Below are 17,427 nucleotides of genomic sequence, written 5' to 3'. Positions count from 1 at the left end.
ATGGTTATTATGATTTATTAAAGGATTTTCAAGTATGCTTTGTTCACAAAATTAGTATAAGGAAATATACCCATGAGCATTTCATCTCATCTTTTAAAACTCTTTATAGGCCTTAGCATCACGTCTGGCTTTGCGATGGCCAGTGAAGTCAATGTCTACTCTCACAGGCATTATGACAGTGACAAACTTCTGTTTGAAGCGTTTGAAAAACAAAGTGGCATTAAAGTCAATGTCATCACCGCTAAAGCCGAAGAGCTTGTCTCCAAGCTCAAAATTGAGGGCTCTAACTCACCGGCTGACGTTTTACTGACTTCTGATATTGGCAATTTATACGAAGCCAAAGAGGCGCATCTTTTGCAGCCTATCGCTTCTAAAACACTGGAGGAAAATATTCCTGCGCATCTTAGAGATCATGAACATGAATGGTTCGCACTGACCAAGCGTGCGCGTATTTTTGTCTATAATCCAGAAAAAATCTCTGAAAAAGAACTGGGCAGTTATTTGGATTTGAGCAATCCTAAATTTAAAGGTAAAATTCTTACCCGTAGCTCTTCTGCAGCGTACAATAAATCGCTTTTAGCCTCCATTATCGCTAATCACGGTGAAGCCAAAGCGTTGGAATTTGCCAAAGGGTTAGTCGCAAATTTGGCAAGAGAGCCTAAAGGAAACGACCGCGATCAGATTAAAGCGGTTGCCAGCGGAGAGGGCGACTTAGCGATTGTGAATACTTACTATTTAGGTATTATGCTCAATAGCAAAGATCCTAAAGACGTTGAAATTGCGAAAAGTGTAAAGCTCTTTTTCCCAGCGCAAAAGGCAGAGGGAACACACATCAACATCAGTGGTGCGGGTGTAACGAAGTATGCTAAAAACAAAGAGAATGCGATCAAATTGATCGAGTTTTTAAGCAGCGCTGAGGCGCAAACCATTTTTGCGGAAGCGAACTATGAATATCCTGCCAATCCTGCGGTCAAGGCTTCTGGAACGGTTGCGACCTTTGGAACATTTAAAGAGGACACTTTACCTCCTTCCGAAGTGGGCAAATACACCAAAAAAGCCGTTGAGATTGCCACAAAAGCAAACTGGCGCTAATGCAAAAGTTCAACTACTTACTAGCCCCTTTTTTGGGGCTGGTCATCTTTCTTCCCATTGCTTCGCTGATCGTTTATTTTATTGCGCAAAGTGATTTTGGAGTGGCAACGATCAATCAAGCAGAGTTATGGCTTTACAGTAAAAACACGCTGTTTGTGCTCTTAGGCACCGCCTTTTTGGTGCTGCTCTTAGGCATCAGCAGTGCTTTTTTAAGTGCACGATATGTTTATGTTGGCAGTCGTTTTTTCAGCCTCGCGTTTGTCCTTCCTTTGGCATTTCCTGCGTACATCATTGGCTATACCTATGTGGGCTTTTTTGAATTTCATGGCATTCTTTCCACGCTTGTATCGCTTCCAAAATTAAAACTGGATATTTTAAATGTGTATGGGGTGGTTGCGATTTTATCGTTTGCGATGTATCCGTATGTTTTTATCTTGGCGCGTGTTTCGTTTGCTTCGATCTCTTCCACGGTGGTTGAACTCGTTTCACTCAAACAGCTCTCTTTTTGCAAAGCCTTTTTTTACCGTCTATCTGCCTTTGGCGTATCCTGCTATTTTTGTGGGGTTAGTCCTTGCGATGATGGAAGTGCTCAGTGACTACGGTACGGTGGCATACTTTGGTGTCGAGACGTTTAGTGTGGGCATTTTTAAAAGTTGGTTTGGGTATGGCAATTTGAGTGAGGCGATCAACCTTGCGATTGTGATGTTGGGGATTGTTTTTGTCCTTTTATTTGCAGAAGCCAGACTTAGAGCTCGGTTTCGTTTTATCAGCTCAACGCACAGCGCTTCTAAGGCACCGAAAATTGTTTTAGAGGGTTATCGCAACGTTCTAGCCTTTAGCCTTTCGCTTCTGATTTGCATGGCAACACTTTTGATTCCAACAGGTGTGTTGGTATATTGGTTCTATCTTGATTGGGACAGCCTTGATTGGGGAGCTTTGAGCTATCTTTCTCGAACGCTCAGCCTCAATATTTTCTCGGCGCTTTGCATTATCACGCTAGCGTTTATGATGGTGTATGCCCTTCGGTTTTACCCAAGCAGACTGGGCGCCATCAGCCATAAACTCTCCATCCTTGGGTACTCCATTCCAGGAGCCATTGTGAGTATTGGCATTTTACTCTTTACCAATTTTATTGACCAAAGTGTGGGGAAAGTCGTTTTAGGGGGAAGCTTTTTTGCCCTTATTTTTGCGTACCTAACACGCTATTTTGCGGCCAGCATTGGCTCGGTTGAAAATGGATTTAGCAAGATCGATAAAAGTATCGATGATGCGACGATGGTTTTTGGTACGAGTCTTTGGGAGCGTATAATGCGTGTTTACCTGCCACTGATGCGACCTTACCTTTTGAGCGGTTTTTTGATTCTCTACATTGATCTTGCCAAAGAGCTTCCCGCAACCTTGCTGTTAAGACCGTTTAATTACGACACGATAGCCATTCGCATTTACGAGCTTGCGAGCAACGAGATTCTTTATAAAAGTGCGTTACCATCGCTTTTGTTGGTGGGCACAACCGCCATTGCGGTGTTACTTCTTAATTCAAAATTTGTACGAGGTCGACGATGAAACCTATCGTAAGTATTGAGCATTTGCACAAACGTTTTTGCAAAGGCAGTGTGTGTGTCGCCAATGAGATCAGTTTTACGATCAACGAGGGCGAGATATTTAGCGTTTTGGGCAGAAGTGGGAGTGGAAAAACCACCCTTTTGCGTATGATTAGCGGTCTTGAAAATCCTGATAGTGGTACGATTTGTATCGGTAATACGGTTGTTTACGATGCCAAAACAAACCTGCCTCCTAACCAGCGTGAAATCGCCATCGTTTTTCAAAATTATGCCCTTTTGCCGCACTTAAACATCGCTCAAAATATCGCGTTTGGAAGCAAAGCAAGCTCAGAAGAAGTTTTACATGTCATGCAAAAAACCAAGATCGAAACGCTCTCTTCCAAGTACCCGCACGAGATCAGCGGCGGTCAGCAACAGCGTGTTGCGTTAGCCCGTGCCATCTTGGATAAGCCCAAAATTTTACTGCTCGATGAACCACTGAGCAACATTGACACGGAGTTACGAACCATTTTACGAAGCGAACTTAAAGAGATGATCAAACTGTTTGGCATCACAGCGCTGTTCATCACGCACGACAAAGAAGATGCGTTTTACCTCTCCGATCGCATTGCCATTATGGACGGCGGTGATCTTTTGCAAATCGGCACGCCCAAAGAGATTTACAATCGCCCCAATTCTCTTTACTGCGCCAATTTCTTAGGCAAGATCAATATCTTACCCCAACGCTTTTCACAAGGTTTTCAAAAGCGCTATTGCAGACTTGATGCCATCGTTTTAGGTAAGGGTTTTTCCCACCAAGCACGCATTCAAGCGATTGTGTTTTACGGCAATTTCTATGAAATCACCTTGGCGTTTGAAGAAGAAACGCTGATGGCGTACAGTTTTGATGATAGCTCAGTGTAGGCGAGATGATAGGCTTTGAGATTGATGAAAAAAAAGTGATCGCGTTTGATTAGAAAACGATATTAAAATCTGAGCCTTTATGTTCTTTGGAGTGAATTTCAAGCCTAAAACCATTGGCTTTGCAGATGGTGTTGACGATGTCTAAACCGATGCCAAAGCCGCCTTTATCGCTGTTGGCACGTTTATAGCGTTTGGTAATGTCGCCTAGTTTGGAGTTGTCGATGCCAATACCACTGTCTTTGACATGGAACTTTTCAAAGTCCAATGCCACTTCGATGCTCCCTTGAAAACGGTTGTATTTGATGGCGTTGGAAAGCAGGTTGTCGATGAGTTTGGTGAGGCTCTCTTCATTTACATGTAAAGATTTTTCTTCCAGTTTTAGGCTTAAGTCGATCTGTTTACTTGCCATTAAATCTGCAAAGTATTCGAGGCGTTCAATGATCAGTTTTTTCACATCGACATCATTTTTTTCTTCATTTTGCTTGTCATGCAGAAGCATGTAACTAAGATTTCCATAGAGTGTCGCAATGCGTTTGGCACTTAGTTCGATGCGTTTGCGCTTCTTTTCATCTACATCTTTAAGCGTGCTAATGCTCATCAAAATCGCCGTAATCGGCGTGTTGAGCTCATGCGTTGAATCTTTGATAAAAGTGTCGAGTGTTTCAATTTCTGCTTTGATGGGTTTTAAAAAGAGTTTTGCAAGCACATACCCAAGCAGTGTCGCAAATGCAAGGCTGAGCAAAAGATAGAGAATAATCTCATATAAAATGGCACTCAAAAGGTGTGAGATATGTTTTTCTTTGATGACAATGTATTGCACGCCAAGATGGTGTTGCACGCTGTCATCGACATAAAAAAAGCTGTTGTCTTTGAGATAGAATTTTTTCGTAAAATCAGGTGCATCGCTAAACGTTACATGTAATGGTTTTTGACCTACGCCAAAAAGCGCTATTTCAAATCCTTGTTCGATATCGAAACACTGTTCTATAAAGCCTTGATGCAGACAATGAACCAACTTTTCATCTTCCATCATATGCGCTGTGATGATTTTGTGTGAGACGGAAGAGGCGATGGTATTCATCTTTAATGAATGGTTTTCATACAGATTTTTTTTCTCGATACTGTAAAACATGCCTGCGAGAATGAAAATAAACGTATAAATCGAGATGAGATAGATCAGTAAAAAACGAAGGAGAGAGCGTTTTTCATAATGGCTTAAAGACATAACCGACCCCTTTAGTATTTTCGATCAATGCTTCAAGTCCGTAACTGCGAAGATTTTTGATGTAGGTACGCACCGTCGCATACGTCGGTACTTCTTCAAAACGCCACACCTCTTCGATGATCTCTTCAAAACTTAGCACACGGTTTTTATGTTTTAAAAAATACTCCAGCAGTTGCGCCTCTTTTTTGCGGAGTTTATACGACGTCTCGGGCGTGATGATCTCGTAATTGGAAGGATCAAAAAAGAGATCGTTTGTGAGGGTGATGCGCTCGTTTGTATCGATGTTGTGAAGTTTTTTTGTACGCTCAATGCGCACTAAGAGCTCTTCAAGATCAAACGGTTTTTTGAGGTAATCCTCCGCACCTAGCGCAAATCCTTTTTTCACATCGCTAATTTGATCTAAGGAGGTTATAAAGATGACAGGTGTGGTAATGCGAGCATTTTTGATCTCTTTTAAAAGCTCAAACCCATTCAGGCTTGGGACATTGATGTCAAGAAGCAAGAGGTCAAACTTATGCTCAAAAATGGCATCAAGCGCTGTTTTACCGTCATAAAAGAGCTTTACATGTAAACCATGTTCGACTAAAAACTCTTCGATTATTTCACTAAGAATTGGATCATCTTCAAGGAGTAGGATTTTCATAAGAGGCATTATACATGAAATCTAGCAGAGGCTTATGGCATTGTTTTATTTTTACATGTAAAAAAAATTGGGTTGAAAAATGAGCCCTATTTTTTTCACATGTGTATCAAAGTGTATGCTAAAAAGTGTAACGATAGGCTAAGGAGATTTGGCTATTTTTGCTCTTAAGTGCAGCCATATTTTCCCAATAATAGGCCTCTCCTACATCGGTAAAGATTCTATACCGATCACCTCTTTCAAAAGCATAGCGGGTCAAAGCATAAGACAAAATGATGTTTTGATGTGTACTGAGCTGATAGGTCGTTCCGAGATGGAGGGAAATCATTGATGTATCATCAAAATGACTGGTTTCGATAAAAGGGCGTAAATGATGTATATCCGTATAGGAAACGTTCATAAATGGGCTGTATTGTAGGCTAGCATCGAAGATAAAATCATCGTATTGGTACGATGTCCCCATACCAATATAAGGCCCTTTGTACTCTTGCTCAAATGTGATCAGTAATCCTCCGTATCCTATCTTATCAAACTCGAAATAGTTCCCATTATAGATTCCGAAACCATTATAGCTTTGAAATTTTGCCTTTTCATCTTTATACCCAAGGCTAACCCAGAGGGGTACATCTTCAAAGAAATTCAAAGAATACTTCAATCCAATATCAAGAAGCGAAACATTAGGATTTTTAGTCTCTTCGTGGTGTGACCACAATGATACAATCGTAGGGTCAGCATCCTGCCAATCGTAATCATCCATGACACTATTATTGCTTGAAATATTTTTTTTATATTCAAAGTAAGCCTCTAAAGGATTCGTAATCTTATAGCGTGTCTCTACGCCTAATAGCTTGACATTTTTTGCTTTCCATACAAGTTGACTCACTTTTCTATTGATATCCGTATCATAAAGATATTCGTTAGTGGTTGAATTAAACAGAGATAAGGAAACACCAAGTGTTAAACCCTCAAAATCGTACTCTTCTTTTTGGAGAACATTTTCCGTTGCGAACACAGAGCTTGCGGTTAGCACTAACGTTAAAAGTAAATTTTTACATTTCATCAATGACATTCCTTGTTTATCAAAGTATAACGATTTATTGTTGAAATAATAAATATTCAAATTTCGCATCCCGAAAAATATACATTATTAAAAAGGTAGATATAGTTGACATAAAACGGTGTTTGTGCTATTATTTTGGCAATTTTTCAACAAGGAGTTCGACCATGACCGTTTATAGTGCCTCACTACATGGAAAAATTACACTTGTTTTACGCCTCATGCGTTGCTGCTGATACCTTCATTTTAACACGCTACACTAACCATTCAATATCATTTTAACGATAAACTCGTTTTTACATGTAAAGAGATAGAACTATGAAAAAAGAAATCAAATATGAATTAACATATGGGCGCATTAGCCCCATAACGGAACTGCCCGATAGACAGCGTTTTCTTAATACCTTGAAACATTCCAATGCCAACAAACTTGCCCTTTTAAACGTCAATGGCTTTTGGAATTTCAACCATGTTTTTGGTTATGCCGTTGGTGATGAAATCTTAAAAATCATCTCTGGGAGGCTTCAAAAACGCTTTCCACACTCCGTTGTTTTCCACTTAGGTGGCGATAATTTTGCCGTTCTTGCGGGTAAAGAAGTCGGTAAAGAGGCGTTTATACAAGCTATCAATGCGTGTATGTGGTATTTTGGTTATTCGCCCATTGAGATTGAAGAGGAAAAAATTTACGTAGCGATTCGTATGGGTGTCGCCATCGACTATGTTGACCTGTTTCTCAATGCCGAATTTGCCATCAAACAAGCCAAACGTATCGGTAAAGACATCGTGGTTTATGACTCATCCAGTGTCACGTTGTGTCGACCAACCCATTCCAGTGCCAGAGCCGATTTGGAGTGGCAAAAAGCGATTCGTCAAGCACTGTTGAAAGACCGTTTTGAAGTGTATGCACAGGGCATTCAAGGTGGAAAAGTCAAAAAATTTGAGTGTTTGGTGCGCATGAAAAGTACCAATGGCGGTGTCATTTCGCCGTATCATTTTTTAGAACAAGCCAAACGCGCCAATTTGTACAACAGCATCACCAAAGTGGTAATCGAAAAGTCGTTTGCCTTTTTTGCTGATAAAGAAGCGGAATTCTCGGTCAATCTAACGCTCAGCGACATCTTAGATCAGGAGACGGCAAATTTCATTATAGAAAAGATATATGCCTACGCGGTGGGCTCTCGCTTGACGATAGAGTTGGTGGAGAGTGAACACATCGAAAATCATCCTGAGGTAATTGCGTTTTTAACGACGATCAAACAACAAGGGGTTAAAATCGCGATTGATGATTTTGGAACGGGCTATTCTAACTTTGAGTACGTTGCAAAATTGCAAGCGGATTTCATCAAAATCGATGGCTCTTTGATTCGAAATATCACCAAAAATGCAACACACCGCGCCGTCGTCGAAGCCATTGTGACGTTTGCCAAAAAAGTGGGCATGGAAACCGTCGCTGAGTTTGTCTCAGACTTTGACATTTACGAAGCATGCCAAGAGCAGAAAATCGACTACTTTCAAGGCTATCTCTGGAACGAACCCCAACCGTTGCGTAAGCTAAAATTGTGAGGGGAAAGTGGCTAGAGATAGCCACTTTTGGGTTTACATGTAAAGATAGATTTGGTAGTATTTCTGCTCAATTATTGATTAAAATAATTATTTAAAGCTGAATGCACCAAAGATATTCTTGTGAAAAATATTTTGTTCGGTTAATTTAGATAATCCATTATTAATCTGTTTGTCTGAAAATTTTTCTTTTTTAAGTTCTGACCATGTGTGGATTTTTTCAATAATTGAGTTGCTATCAAGACTGCTATGTTCATAAACTATAAAACAAATTGTTGATATTAGTTCAAGTTCTTCATTTGATGAGATATTATTAATAAAAGAAGTTGCTTTTTGAATCGATGGTATAAAATTTTTTAAATCTTTTTCCACTTTTTGACTAAGAAGAGTTTGTTTTGCAAATTCTAATGCTTTATCTGTTTTAAACTTATGGTACTCTTGAAATTCTTTTATGTCTCGAGACAATATTTCTAAAGAATGAGAATATGGACCATAGATATGTGGTTCAAATTTAAAATAATTGTTGTGGCTAAAAACGTTGAGGAAGAAAGCTGTTTTTTGCAATCTAAATTTTGAAAATCTTTGCAAATCATTTTTTATATGCATTAAAATGAGATGAGACATATTTAATTTAGGGACTTGCTTGACTGTTGCTTTATACGATAATGAAGGTTCATAGATTGTTATGTCAATGTTGTTTATTAGAGGGTTTACATTATTTAAGATAATATTTTTTACTTCTTCCCACTGCAATCCTCCGTTACCACTCCCTAATGGAGGTATTGCTATTGATTTTATATTTTCTGAATTGATAAGCTTAATTAAGGACTTCATACCATTTTCAATGTATTCGAGTTTTGAATTTTCACGCCATTTGTCTTTTGTTGGAAAGTTTACAATGAATTTCCCATTTTCGATATGGTAGTGTAGTTTTCCAGGGTGTAGTAAATTTTGTTTGCATGCTTCAATATAAGATTTATTTGTCTCTGGAAATTGATTTTTAAATTGGTATGCTAACCCTTTCCCCATAAAACCTTCGCAATTTACCGTATTTACTAAACAGTCGGCATTGCTTGATAGGATGTTCCCAGTGATGAGTTGTAACATAGTTATAAATCCATTTTTAAAAGATTCTTTAGAAACATTAATGAAAAATGTTTAGCTTTGCTTTACAGTTATGGCTGAAAAAGTTTTTTCACAAAAGACTTTTCAATATGCTTTTTTTACATCATCAGATTTAACAATTATTGAGTGAAATTGGTCTGCTTGAATGACAGATGATGGTGAAATACATTCTGCCATACATACTTCCTTACATTCAGGATTATCGTATTTTCTAGTCTCCATTAATTCCCAATCTATTATTTTAAAACCTTCATCATAATTATAAATTTTTAAAGGATTCATATGCTTTGGATGCGTAGGAATAATTTTAAAATTGCTTTTTTTTGCTGTATCTCTATGAATAGTAATATAAATGAATTCTTCAGTAGGATTATTCATTTGTGCTCTACCTGCAAAGGGCGACCCTAGAAAAAAATGAAATGGTACCGAATTTAAAATATTGTTTTCATCCCTAAATTTGACAATATCTGGATCAGCAATGTCTTTAAAATTAGTTACAATAGCTCTAGATTGCAAGCCGTTCAATAAAATTGATTCGATATTTGACAGAGAAGTTAAGTGATAAAGTAGTTTCCCTTCTTTGATAGGAACGGACATTAAAGCTCCTTTTATTTTAAAAAGATTGAAAGATTATAATCATTTTCTCTTTAGTTGTAACTAAACTTTTTTATGCACCACTCCACAAATATTCCACACACGCCCTCTATACTTTCCCTATAACTTTACAAGGAGTGCGTGATGAAGAAGATTTTAGGTGTGTTTTTAGCGGTGGCGTTGAGCCTTAGTGCTGTTTTTGCGGCAGAGGCGTTGTCTAAAAAAGGGATGGCGGGTCCATTAGAAGTTGAGTACAGAAGTGAGAAACCACTCTCTCAGGGCATGAACATGATCAACATCAAAGTCAAAGAGAATGGTAAAGAGATCAAAGATGCGAAAGTAAGCGTAACGGCAGCGATGCCAGCGATGCCAGGAATGCCAGCAATGGAGCAAACTTCTGAGGCGATGTTTGTCAATGGTTCGTATATGGCACATGTCACTTTCTCAATGAATGGTACATGGCAGCTTAACATCGTTGTTGAAACGAGCGATGGCAAAAAACAACGCTTAAAATCAAGCGTTAACCTCTAATGAAACGCGTCATTTTAATACTCGTAGCCCTTGCGGGCTACGCTTTGGCGCAAAGCGAATTGACCTCTTTAGCGTATGAGCATAACTATGAGTTAAAGGCGCTTGAAGCTGAAGTGAGCGCGCTTGAAAAAGAGGTTGATATAAGCAAGATTTGGGAAAACCCTATGCTCTCTCTTGGGGTCAACGACATCTTTTTAAATGAGCCTCTCACAAGAGATAAAGACGCCCAAAATGAGGCAATTTCCCTTTCTCAAAAGATACCAATGGGTGGAAAGCTCGACATCAAAGAGTCGATTGCTTTGCAAGATTTGGCGATTAAAAAGCTGGAACTTAAAACCAAAAAACTAGAGATGCAACAAGAAATTGGTGTGTTGGAGCAAAGCTACATTCGTATCAACCAAGACCTTGCTTTAGTGAACAAGTACGAAAAAGTGTTGGAAGATCTTAAAAAATGCTCACCTTGCTTACAACACCACGAGTGCGCACTATGTCGATACGCTGAACAATACGATTTTGCAAAAAAATCTAGCCATCGAGAAAAAAACATTGCTTCGTGACAAAGCGTCCATCGAGCGCAAGTTAGAGAGCATCATTGTAGCGCATGTACCTGAGATGAGTGCAAACGAAGGGTTGTTGCCTTACACACTCAGCGATGAAGAGAAGCTTTTGGAAAAATCGCCGAAGCTTCAAACCCAAATGATGATCAGCCAAAAAGAGCTGCTCAATTTACGCTATGAAAAAGCAAATAAAACACCCGATGTCACGGTAACTCTTGGCTACAATCGAAGGCAAGGAAGAGATGACTACGCCTTTTTAGGCGTTTCTGTACCGCTTCCGATTTACGGCAAAGAGAATGCCTCCATCCAAAAAGCCACACTCACCCATGCTTCCTCCGAACAGAGTGTGCAGTCGGTGCATAAAAGTTTGCAGTTTGAGCTAAGAGACGAGCTTCTCAACAAAAAGTTGCAGTACGACAAAATCTCTTTGGCAAAAGAGGTGTTACATGAAAATGAAAAGATGTATGAAGTGCTCCAAAGCACCGCATTGTCTCAAAATGACGCGCTCTTAAGCCTTCTCAATGTACTCACGCAAATCATTGAAGCGCAAAAACAGATCAACGCTAACACGTTCGCGTATAACGAGTCTATCATCAAAATCTACACCCTTTTAGGAGTCGAGCTATGAAATACACCTATCTTATTTTAACAGCACTTTTACTCGTAAGTGCGCAGCTTGATGCCAAGCAGATTTTCAATGTCAAAACCATCGAAGTGAAAAAAGTTTTGGAAGGTTCTGCCAAAGATTTTTACGGCTATACCAAAGCCAATGAAGAAAATGTCAAAGAAGTGAGTTTACGTTATGACGCGTTTATCGAGCAGCTTTATGTGAACAAAAACTTTTTACATGTAAAAAAAGGTGAGCCACTTGCGAAGCTCTATTCGCAAGAGATTTACACCGCAGAGTTGGAACTCATCAACGCGTTACGTATCAAAAGTGACAGTATGGTACAGAGCATCACGCAAAAGCTCAAACTTTTAGGGGTCGATGAAAAGACCATCTCGAAGATTATGGCTGATAAAAATGTGCCTGAGTCCATCACCATCGTTTCGCCCTACAGTGGCATCGTAACCCAAAAAGCAATCAATCAAGGTGCGTTCGTTCCCAAAGGGATGAAACTTTACGAGATCAGCGATTATACGAACCTATGGCTTATCGTCAAAGTGTATGAAAAAGACCTTGATTTTGTTAAACGTACCCAAACGGCCGACATCTTTTTTGATATGAGTGCAAAACCGTACAAAGCCAAAATTGATTTTATCTACCCCAAAGTTGACCCGCAAACCAAAAGTGTGGACGTGCGTTTGGTGATCGATAACAAAGACCTCGAAATCTACGAAAATGCGTTTGCTAAGGCGCGTTTTGGAACAGCCAAACGTGAGTATTTAGCGCTTCCAAAAAGTGCCGTGATGACCAAAGGGGCTAAAACGAGCGTGTTTGTCAAAGGCGAATTTGAGGGCGAATATGAACCACGAGAGATCGAAGCAAAACGATTGAACAACGATACGTATGAGATTGTCTCAGGGCTTAAAGAGGGCGATGTGGTTGTCTCAAATGCACTCTTTATGTTTGATGCCGATGCTCAAAATAATGGCGGGGCAATGCAATGATCGAGAGCATCATTGAAAAGAGTGTCAAAAACAAAGCACTCCTTCTTATCGCTTTGCTCATTGGTGCATTTCTGTCATACTGGGCGATTCGGCAAACTCCATTGGATGCCTTGCCAGACCTCACCCCTCCGCAAGTCATCGTCAATGTTAAGTATTTGGGGCAGTCACCCAAAATCATCGAAGATCAGATCATTTATGAGCTGACCAATGCGCTTTTAGCGACAGCCAAAACCAAAACGGTGCGCGCCTTTACGTCGTATGAAAATGCCATCGTTTACATCATTTTTGAAGAGGGTACCGACCTTTACTGGGCACGAGATCGGGTCAATGAAGTCATCCAAAATGTCTCTAAAAATGCGCCTAAAAGTGCGACCATCAAGCTAGGGCCTGATGCAACGGGCATCGGTTGGGCATTTGAGTACGCACTTAAGTCTCACAATCGCAGTCTTGAGGATCTTCGTAGCATTCAAGATTACCTCTACCGTTACGCACTTTTTGGTGTTGAAGGAGTGAGTGAAGTGGCGAGTGTGGGTGGTTATGTCAAAGACTATGAGATCACATTGCACCAAGATGCACTCTACAAATATGACCTAAGCATCGATGATCTTATGAATGCACTTTCCAAAAATAACAATGACCTCGGCGGTCGAGTCGTGCTTGAAAATGGGTTTGAGCAGATCGTTCAAGCCAGAGGTTTTGCGCGTTCTTTGGACGAGATAGCAGGCATCACCATCAAAACCGTTAATGGCATTCCTCTGAAACTTTCCGACATTGCGGATGCGCGTATCGTGCCAACGTATCGTAGTGGTATGGCAGAGCTAAATGGTGAGGGTGAAGTCGTTGGTGGTGTCGTTGTGGTGCGTTACAAAGAGAACGCGTACAAGGTTATTCAAGCGGTAAAAGAGAAGCTGGCATCTTTACATGTAAACGATGTGGAAGTGGTCACAACGTACGATAGAAGCGATCTCATTACCAAAGCAATCAATAATCTCAAGCGCGCTCTTTTTGAAGAGAGCATCGTTGTTTTAGCCGTTGTGATGCTCTTTTTGCTTCATTTTAGAAGCGCCTTGGTCGTCATCATCGTTCTACCACTGACCATTGCTTTGACCTTTTTGGCGATGAAGCTTTTTGGGTTGGAGTCGAATATCATGAGTTTGGGTGGCATTGCGATTGCCATTGGTGCGATGGTCGATGCGTGTATCGTGATGATCGAGAATGTGCACAAGAAGCTTTCGCACGGCGAGCCTAAAAGCGAAGAGGAGCGCAAAGCCATCATCATCGCTTCGTCCAAACAAGTCGGTCGCCCGATCTTTTTTGCCCTTTTGCTGATCGTGGTGAGTTTTCTGCCTATCTTTACGCTTAGTGGGCAAGAGGGTGCGCTTTTTAAGCCGTTGGCGTACACGAAAACCTTTGCGATGCTCATTGGCGCGGTGCTTTCCATCACGCTCGTTCCACTTTTGATGCTCTTTTTTGTCAAAGGCAAAATTCTTGATGAACATAAAAATCCGCTCAACCGTTTTTTTATCTGGGTTTATGCGCCACTTTTGAAACTGCATATGCGTTTTTGGTATATCGCTATGGTTGCGTTCATTGGCTTTTTGGTACTCGGTTATCATACGTTCACCAAACAGCGTTGGGAGTTTATGCCACCTCTGAATGAGCAGACCTTTATGTATATGCCTGTCACTCCTTTTGGCATTAGCATCGAGTTAGCCAAAGAGTACGCGCAAAAAAGTAATGAGATCATCAAAAGCTTTCCCGAAGTGGAAAGCACGTTTGCCAAAGCAGGACGAGCGGAGAGTGCGACTGACCCAGCTCCCCTTTCGATGATCGAGACGATCATACAGCTCAAACCCAAAGAGCAGTGGAGAGCGGGCATGACGTATGAAAAGCTTCGAGATGAGATGAACGAACAGCTTCAAATGACGGGGCTTGTCAATTCATGGACATATCCGATTCGTGGGCGCATCGACATGCTCATCACAGGTATACGAACGCCGCTTGGCATCAAACTGTATGGCGACAATGACCAAGCGCTAGAAGACAATGCCAATAAAATTGCCAGTGTGCTTGCCAACTATGAGGGAACTAAAAGTGTTTTTGCGGACAAAGCGAACAGCGGCTACTACCTCAATATGACGCTCAAACCTGAAAATATCGCCGCGTATGGACTTACCAAAGACGATGTTCTAAACTTTGTGGACAGTGCCATCGGTGGTTCAAAAGTGACCACACTTTACCAAGGCATCGAACGCTATGCGATCACGCTAAGACTGGAAGAAGAGAGTCGTAAAGATATTAATGCCATCAGTGAATTGACCATCAAAACACCGTACGGATTTCAACGTCTTGGGCATTTTGTGGAGCTTGGTTACGATGTGGGGGCAAGTGAGCTCAAGTCTGAGATGGGCAAGAAAGTCAACTACATCTACATTACACTCAAAGAGGGTTTTTCGTCTAAAACCTATAAAGAAGAAGCGAGCAAAATCCTCAAAGAGAGCGTGGAGCTTCCAACAGGTTTTTACATCGGTTGGGCAGGGGAGAGCGAATACTTAGAGAGTGCTATGGAGCGCTTGCAGTTCATTCTTCCGCTCACACTTTTGGTCACGTTTATGCTCATCTACTTAGGACTAGGCTCGTTTAAAAATGCGCTTTTGGTCTTTTTGACCTTACCGCTTGCGGCTGTAGGTGGATTTTTGTATGTTGATTATCTGAATTTCAACCTCTCCATTGCCGTCATCGTAGGCTTTTTAGCACTCATCGGCATCGCGGTGGAGACGGCGATCGTGATGATCATCTATCTTGAAGAAGCCATTTTACATGTAAAAGTTAGAACCAAAGAAGCAGTGCAAGAAGCCATCTTTGAAGGCGCGGTGCTGAGAGTCCGCCCCAAACTGATGACTGTGTTTGCCATCCTCGGCGGACTTTTACCGATCATGTGGTTAAACGGTGTCGGAAGCGAAGTCATGCAACGCATCGCCGCCCCGATGATCGGTGGCGTGGTAAGTTCGGCGATTTTGACGCTTTTGGTGATTCCTGTTTTGTACTATCGGATGCAGAAAATCGAGGAGTAAGAGGGTTTTACATGTAAGGATTTTTCCTTACATGTAAGTTATGCTAAAAGAGATTTTGCACACTCGTCCGCAACAGCTTCTGGATCGTGAAGGAGTCCTTCTTTAATGCCTTTGGATGCAATGTCCGGATAAATTTCAAATCTTTTTGCTTTGTATCCTGCCCAAATTTCTCGTGCTATATCTTCAGGTTTGGCTTTATCAAGGTGTTGATTTTGGGACATTTTGGTATCCATTGGCCCTGGGAATGCTTCGTAAACGTCGATCTGTTTTAAGGCAAATTCTGCTCGTAAGGCTTGTGTGATCGAATGAAGCGCACTTTTGGATGCAGAGTATAACCCCATAATGGGTAAATTTACCAACGCTAAAATGGACGTTATAGTGATCACGGCACCATTTTTGGCAATCTTGTTTTCAAAGGCCTGACACATATTGAGTGTTCCAAAAACGTTGGTTTCAAAATCGCTTCGGCATGGTTCAAAAACTCTTTTTTCACTATTGACGCCGGCATTGTTAATCAAAATATTAATTTCGCTGATACTATCGGCTAGATTTTGCACGCTCTGATGATCGGTTGTGACAAGGCTATGAATTTCCACTCTAGGATCAAGCGCTTTTAATGCTGTCGCATTTTCAACATTGCGTACGCACGCATGAATTTTTTTGGCATTGTGAGCAAGCGCTTCTTTGAGCAACGCCAGTCCCAGCCCGCCGTTTGCGCCAGTGATTAAAACGGTTTTATTGGTTAGCATGATGGTTCTCCTTCTAAATTATCATGAACTTTTTTGAGTAACACAATGAGTGTGTGTGCTTCTTCTTCGCTAAATCCTTGTGTGAGGCGTTGATTAAATGCTTGCGAAAGAGGTGCCACATATTCGACTAACGTTAGGGCTTCTTGTGTAGGAATAAGTTGAAAAGATCTACGATCATTTGGATTTTCAATACGTTTTAAAAATCCTTTTTGTTCTAAACGATCAATACTTCGAGTGATATTCGCTTGATCTTTGTAGGTTGAATCTGAAAGTTCTTTTTGTGTAAGACCACTACGTTCGACAACGCGAAAAATGAGCGACCATTGTTCAGGTGAAATGTCATACTTTTTAAGATAATTATTAAAGTTGACTTTGGAAAGTAGGGCAGTTTTATTAAGAATAAAACCTAGAGAATTGTCCATATCAAATTTCATTGTAACTCCTTGCAATGAATTATAGCCATCGAATATATAATTGTCAAGACAATTATATATAAGTCAATTAAATATACAATAAGAAAGAAATGGCAACTTTACATGTAAAAATTGATCCTTTCTTTTGCTATCTCAAAACCACCCTTATTTCTGTGAAATTCCCACAAACTGTGTCAAAATTCTCTTTAAACTTCCCTCTTCGACTTCTTTGTTAGGTGTCGTTATAATCTCTCTAGGTGCGACGATGGCTCCGAGTTTTGAAAACTGTAAACGCATCGCGTTGCAGACATCATTTCCTCCCACGCCAGAGTGGGTGGCGAGTTGGACGTATTTGAGTGCAAAGAGTTCTCTAAAATCTTCACCGCTTCTAGATAGCCACGCGATGACATTGCTAAGGGACGGTGGAATGGAGTAGTTGTATTCGGGCGATACGACGATGTAGCCTGTGGCGGTTTTCATAGTGTTTGAGAGTTCAAGGATTTTGCTTGGAATGCCATCATTGACCTCTTTTGAAGAGTCATACAAGGTGATGTTCAAATCGATTAAATTGATGATTTGACTTTTTATACCCAGTGTTTCTAGGCTTTTTTCTATTCTTTGTGCCAACTTCATATTTTCATTGAGACTTGCAACCAATAGTAAATACATGTTCATTCCTTATTACGATAGGGTTAGGACGATTATAGTACGAACACGTTATAAGAACAAGAAGA

The 17,427-nt window shown here is 40.6% G+C and carries 18 protein-coding genes; 10 read left to right on the top strand and 8 right to left on the bottom strand.

Annotated features, from left to right (window positions below):
• The first annotated feature begins 72 nt into the window (after positions 1–72).
• Genes Sdiek1_RS14000 through Sdiek1_RS13990 form a run of 4 tightly spaced genes read left to right on the top strand, consistent with a single transcriptional unit; the run spans position 73 to position 3,557 of the window.
• Positions 73–1,092 (top strand): Fe(3+) ABC transporter substrate-binding protein, encoded by a 1,020-nt coding sequence (locus Sdiek1_RS14000; RefSeq protein ID WP_087439667.1) that lies wholly within the window; start codon positions 73–75, stop codon positions 1,090–1,092.
• Positions 1,092–1,688, top strand: coding sequence for an ABC transporter permease family protein (locus Sdiek1_RS15365; RefSeq protein ID WP_238099037.1), 597 nt, complete (start codon positions 1,092–1,094; stop codon positions 1,686–1,688). The genes Sdiek1_RS14000 and Sdiek1_RS15365 overlap by 1 nt, the downstream gene beginning before the upstream one ends.
• Positions 1,669–2,655 carry an ABC transporter permease gene (locus tag Sdiek1_RS15640; RefSeq protein WP_369688510.1) on the top strand — a complete coding sequence of 329 codons (987 nt, stop codon included), beginning with the start codon at positions 1,669–1,671 and terminating at the stop codon, positions 2,653–2,655. Before Sdiek1_RS15365 ends, Sdiek1_RS15640 begins: the two co-directional genes overlap by 20 nt.
• On the top strand, positions 2,652–3,557 hold the full coding sequence (locus tag Sdiek1_RS13990; protein WP_238099034.1) for an ABC transporter ATP-binding protein: 906 nt from the start codon (positions 2,652–2,654) through the stop codon (positions 3,555–3,557). Before Sdiek1_RS15640 ends, Sdiek1_RS13990 begins: the two co-directional genes overlap by 4 nt.
• Before the next feature lie 49 nt (positions 3,558–3,606).
• Here Sdiek1_RS13990 and Sdiek1_RS13985 read toward each other — a convergent pair whose 3' ends face one another.
• The 3 genes from Sdiek1_RS13985 to Sdiek1_RS13975 form a co-directional block, all read right to left on the bottom strand.
• Positions 3,607–4,782: a sensor histidine kinase gene (locus Sdiek1_RS13985; protein WP_087439666.1), complete on the bottom strand. Its 1,176-nt coding sequence runs from the start codon at positions 4,780–4,782 to the stop codon at positions 3,607–3,609.
• The gene (locus tag Sdiek1_RS13980; protein ID WP_161492056.1) at positions 4,763–5,425 is read right to left on the bottom strand and encodes a response regulator transcription factor; all 663 of its coding nucleotides are present in this window, start codon (positions 5,423–5,425) and stop codon (positions 4,763–4,765) included. The genes Sdiek1_RS13985 and Sdiek1_RS13980 overlap by 20 nt, the downstream gene beginning before the upstream one ends.
• Positions 5,426–5,543: 118 nt before the next feature.
• On the bottom strand, positions 5,544–6,482 hold the full coding sequence (locus tag Sdiek1_RS13975) for an omptin family outer membrane protease (protein WP_161492055.1): 939 nt from the start codon (positions 6,480–6,482) through the stop codon (positions 5,544–5,546).
• Positions 6,483–6,797: 315 nt separating this feature from the next.
• Here Sdiek1_RS13975 and Sdiek1_RS13970 point away from each other — a divergent pair, with 315 nt between their 5' ends.
• On the top strand, positions 6,798–8,042 hold the full coding sequence (locus Sdiek1_RS13970) for an EAL domain-containing protein (RefSeq protein ID WP_087439663.1): 1,245 nt from the start codon (positions 6,798–6,800) through the stop codon (positions 8,040–8,042).
• A gap of 87 nt (positions 8,043–8,129) precedes the next feature.
• Here Sdiek1_RS13970 and darG read toward each other — a convergent pair whose 3' ends face one another.
• Positions 8,130–9,146 (bottom strand): type II toxin-antitoxin system antitoxin DNA ADP-ribosyl glycohydrolase DarG, encoded by a 1,017-nt coding sequence (gene darG, locus Sdiek1_RS13965; protein ID WP_087439662.1) that lies wholly within the window; start codon positions 9,144–9,146, stop codon positions 8,130–8,132.
• Positions 9,147–9,248: 102 nt separating this feature from the next.
• Positions 9,249–9,761, bottom strand: coding sequence for a DarT ssDNA thymidine ADP-ribosyltransferase family protein (locus Sdiek1_RS13960; protein ID WP_087439661.1), 513 nt, complete (start codon positions 9,759–9,761; stop codon positions 9,249–9,251).
• Positions 9,762–9,902: 141 nt separating this feature from the next.
• On the opposite strand from Sdiek1_RS13960, the gene Sdiek1_RS13955 reads away from it, so the two are divergent.
• From Sdiek1_RS13955 to Sdiek1_RS13935, 5 genes are read left to right on the top strand one after another with little or no spacing between them, the layout of a single operon-like run.
• On the top strand, positions 9,903–10,289 hold the full coding sequence (locus Sdiek1_RS13955; RefSeq protein WP_087439660.1) for a FixH family protein: 387 nt from the start codon (positions 9,903–9,905) through the stop codon (positions 10,287–10,289).
• Positions 10,289–10,846: a TolC family protein gene (locus tag Sdiek1_RS13950; protein WP_087439659.1), complete on the top strand. Its 558-nt coding sequence runs from the start codon at positions 10,289–10,291 to the stop codon at positions 10,844–10,846. The genes Sdiek1_RS13955 and Sdiek1_RS13950 overlap by 1 nt, the downstream gene beginning before the upstream one ends.
• Entirely contained in the window at positions 10,803–11,474 is a 672-nt protein-coding gene (locus tag Sdiek1_RS13945; protein WP_151897994.1) for a TolC family protein, read from the top strand. The genes Sdiek1_RS13950 and Sdiek1_RS13945 overlap by 44 nt, the downstream gene beginning before the upstream one ends.
• A complete protein-coding gene (locus Sdiek1_RS13940) occupies positions 11,471–12,457 on the top strand; it encodes an efflux RND transporter periplasmic adaptor subunit (protein ID WP_087439657.1) in 987 nt (328 codons plus the stop codon). The genes Sdiek1_RS13945 and Sdiek1_RS13940 overlap by 4 nt, the downstream gene beginning before the upstream one ends.
• Positions 12,454–15,531: an efflux RND transporter permease subunit gene (locus Sdiek1_RS13935; protein WP_087439656.1), complete on the top strand. Its 3,078-nt coding sequence runs from the start codon at positions 12,454–12,456 to the stop codon at positions 15,529–15,531. The genes Sdiek1_RS13940 and Sdiek1_RS13935 overlap by 4 nt, the downstream gene beginning before the upstream one ends.
• Positions 15,532–15,569: 38 nt before the next feature.
• Here the strand turns inward: Sdiek1_RS13935 and Sdiek1_RS13930 are convergent, their stop codons facing one another.
• The 3 genes from Sdiek1_RS13930 to Sdiek1_RS13920 form a co-directional block, all read right to left on the bottom strand.
• On the bottom strand, positions 15,570–16,280 hold the full coding sequence (locus Sdiek1_RS13930) for an SDR family NAD(P)-dependent oxidoreductase (protein WP_087439655.1): 711 nt from the start codon (positions 16,278–16,280) through the stop codon (positions 15,570–15,572).
• Entirely contained in the window at positions 16,274–16,714 is a 441-nt protein-coding gene (locus Sdiek1_RS13925) for a MarR family winged helix-turn-helix transcriptional regulator (RefSeq protein ID WP_087439654.1), read from the bottom strand. Before Sdiek1_RS13925 ends, Sdiek1_RS13930 begins: the two co-directional genes overlap by 7 nt.
• A gap of 144 nt (positions 16,715–16,858) precedes the next feature.
• Positions 16,859–17,362 carry an NADPH-dependent FMN reductase gene (locus Sdiek1_RS13920; RefSeq protein WP_087439653.1) on the bottom strand — a complete coding sequence of 168 codons (504 nt, stop codon included), beginning with the start codon at positions 17,360–17,362 and terminating at the stop codon, positions 16,859–16,861.
• Positions 17,363–17,427: the final 65 nt, after the last annotated feature.

The sequence above is a fragment of the Sulfurospirillum diekertiae genome, from assembly GCF_002162315.1.
GTDB lineage: Bacteria > Campylobacterota > Campylobacteria > Campylobacterales > Sulfurospirillaceae > Sulfurospirillum.
Note: the sequence above shows the minus strand (reverse complement) of the source record. Positions and strands in the feature narration are given on the sequence as shown.

What these genes read in the sequence shown, in the direction of transcription:
- Sdiek1_RS14000 (WP_087439667.1), top strand. Translation starts at nt 73, where the DNA reads ATGAGCATTTCATCTCATCTTTTAAAACTCTTTATAGGCCTTAGCATC.
- Sdiek1_RS13930 (WP_087439655.1), bottom strand. Translation starts at nt 16,280, where the DNA reads ATGCTAACCAATAAAACCGTTTTAATCACTGGCGCAAACGGCGGGCTG.
- Sdiek1_RS13935 (WP_087439656.1), top strand. Translation starts at nt 12,454, where the DNA reads ATGATCGAGAGCATCATTGAAAAGAGTGTCAAAAACAAAGCACTCCTT.
- Sdiek1_RS13920 (WP_087439653.1), bottom strand. Translation starts at nt 17,362, where the DNA reads ATGTATTTACTATTGGTTGCAAGTCTCAATGAAAATATGAAGTTGGCA.
- Sdiek1_RS13985 (WP_087439666.1), bottom strand. Translation starts at nt 4,782, where the DNA reads ATGTCTTTAAGCCATTATGAAAAACGCTCTCTCCTTCGTTTTTTACTG.
- darG (WP_087439662.1), bottom strand. Translation starts at nt 9,146, where the DNA reads ATGTTACAACTCATCACTGGGAACATCCTATCAAGCAATGCCGACTGT.
- Sdiek1_RS13990 (WP_238099034.1), top strand. Translation starts at nt 2,652, where the DNA reads ATGAAACCTATCGTAAGTATTGAGCATTTGCACAAACGTTTTTGCAAA.
- Sdiek1_RS13955 (WP_087439660.1), top strand. Translation starts at nt 9,903, where the DNA reads ATGAAGAAGATTTTAGGTGTGTTTTTAGCGGTGGCGTTGAGCCTTAGT.
- Sdiek1_RS13960 (WP_087439661.1), bottom strand. Translation starts at nt 9,761, where the DNA reads ATGTCCGTTCCTATCAAAGAAGGGAAACTACTTTATCACTTAACTTCT.
- Sdiek1_RS13975 (WP_161492055.1), bottom strand. Translation starts at nt 6,482, where the DNA reads ATGAAATGTAAAAATTTACTTTTAACGTTAGTGCTAACCGCAAGCTCT.
- Sdiek1_RS13970 (WP_087439663.1), top strand. Translation starts at nt 6,798, where the DNA reads ATGAAAAAAGAAATCAAATATGAATTAACATATGGGCGCATTAGCCCC.
- Sdiek1_RS13980 (WP_161492056.1), bottom strand. Translation starts at nt 5,425, where the DNA reads ATGAAAATCCTACTCCTTGAAGATGATCCAATTCTTAGTGAAATAATC.
- Sdiek1_RS15640 (WP_369688510.1), top strand. Translation starts at nt 1,669, where the DNA reads ATGATGGAAGTGCTCAGTGACTACGGTACGGTGGCATACTTTGGTGTC.
- Sdiek1_RS15365 (WP_238099037.1), top strand. Translation starts at nt 1,092, where the DNA reads ATGCAAAAGTTCAACTACTTACTAGCCCCTTTTTTGGGGCTGGTCATC.
- Sdiek1_RS13940 (WP_087439657.1), top strand. Translation starts at nt 11,471, where the DNA reads ATGAAATACACCTATCTTATTTTAACAGCACTTTTACTCGTAAGTGCG.
- Sdiek1_RS13950 (WP_087439659.1), top strand. Translation starts at nt 10,289, where the DNA reads ATGAAACGCGTCATTTTAATACTCGTAGCCCTTGCGGGCTACGCTTTG.
- Sdiek1_RS13925 (WP_087439654.1), bottom strand. Translation starts at nt 16,714, where the DNA reads ATGAAATTTGATATGGACAATTCTCTAGGTTTTATTCTTAATAAAACT.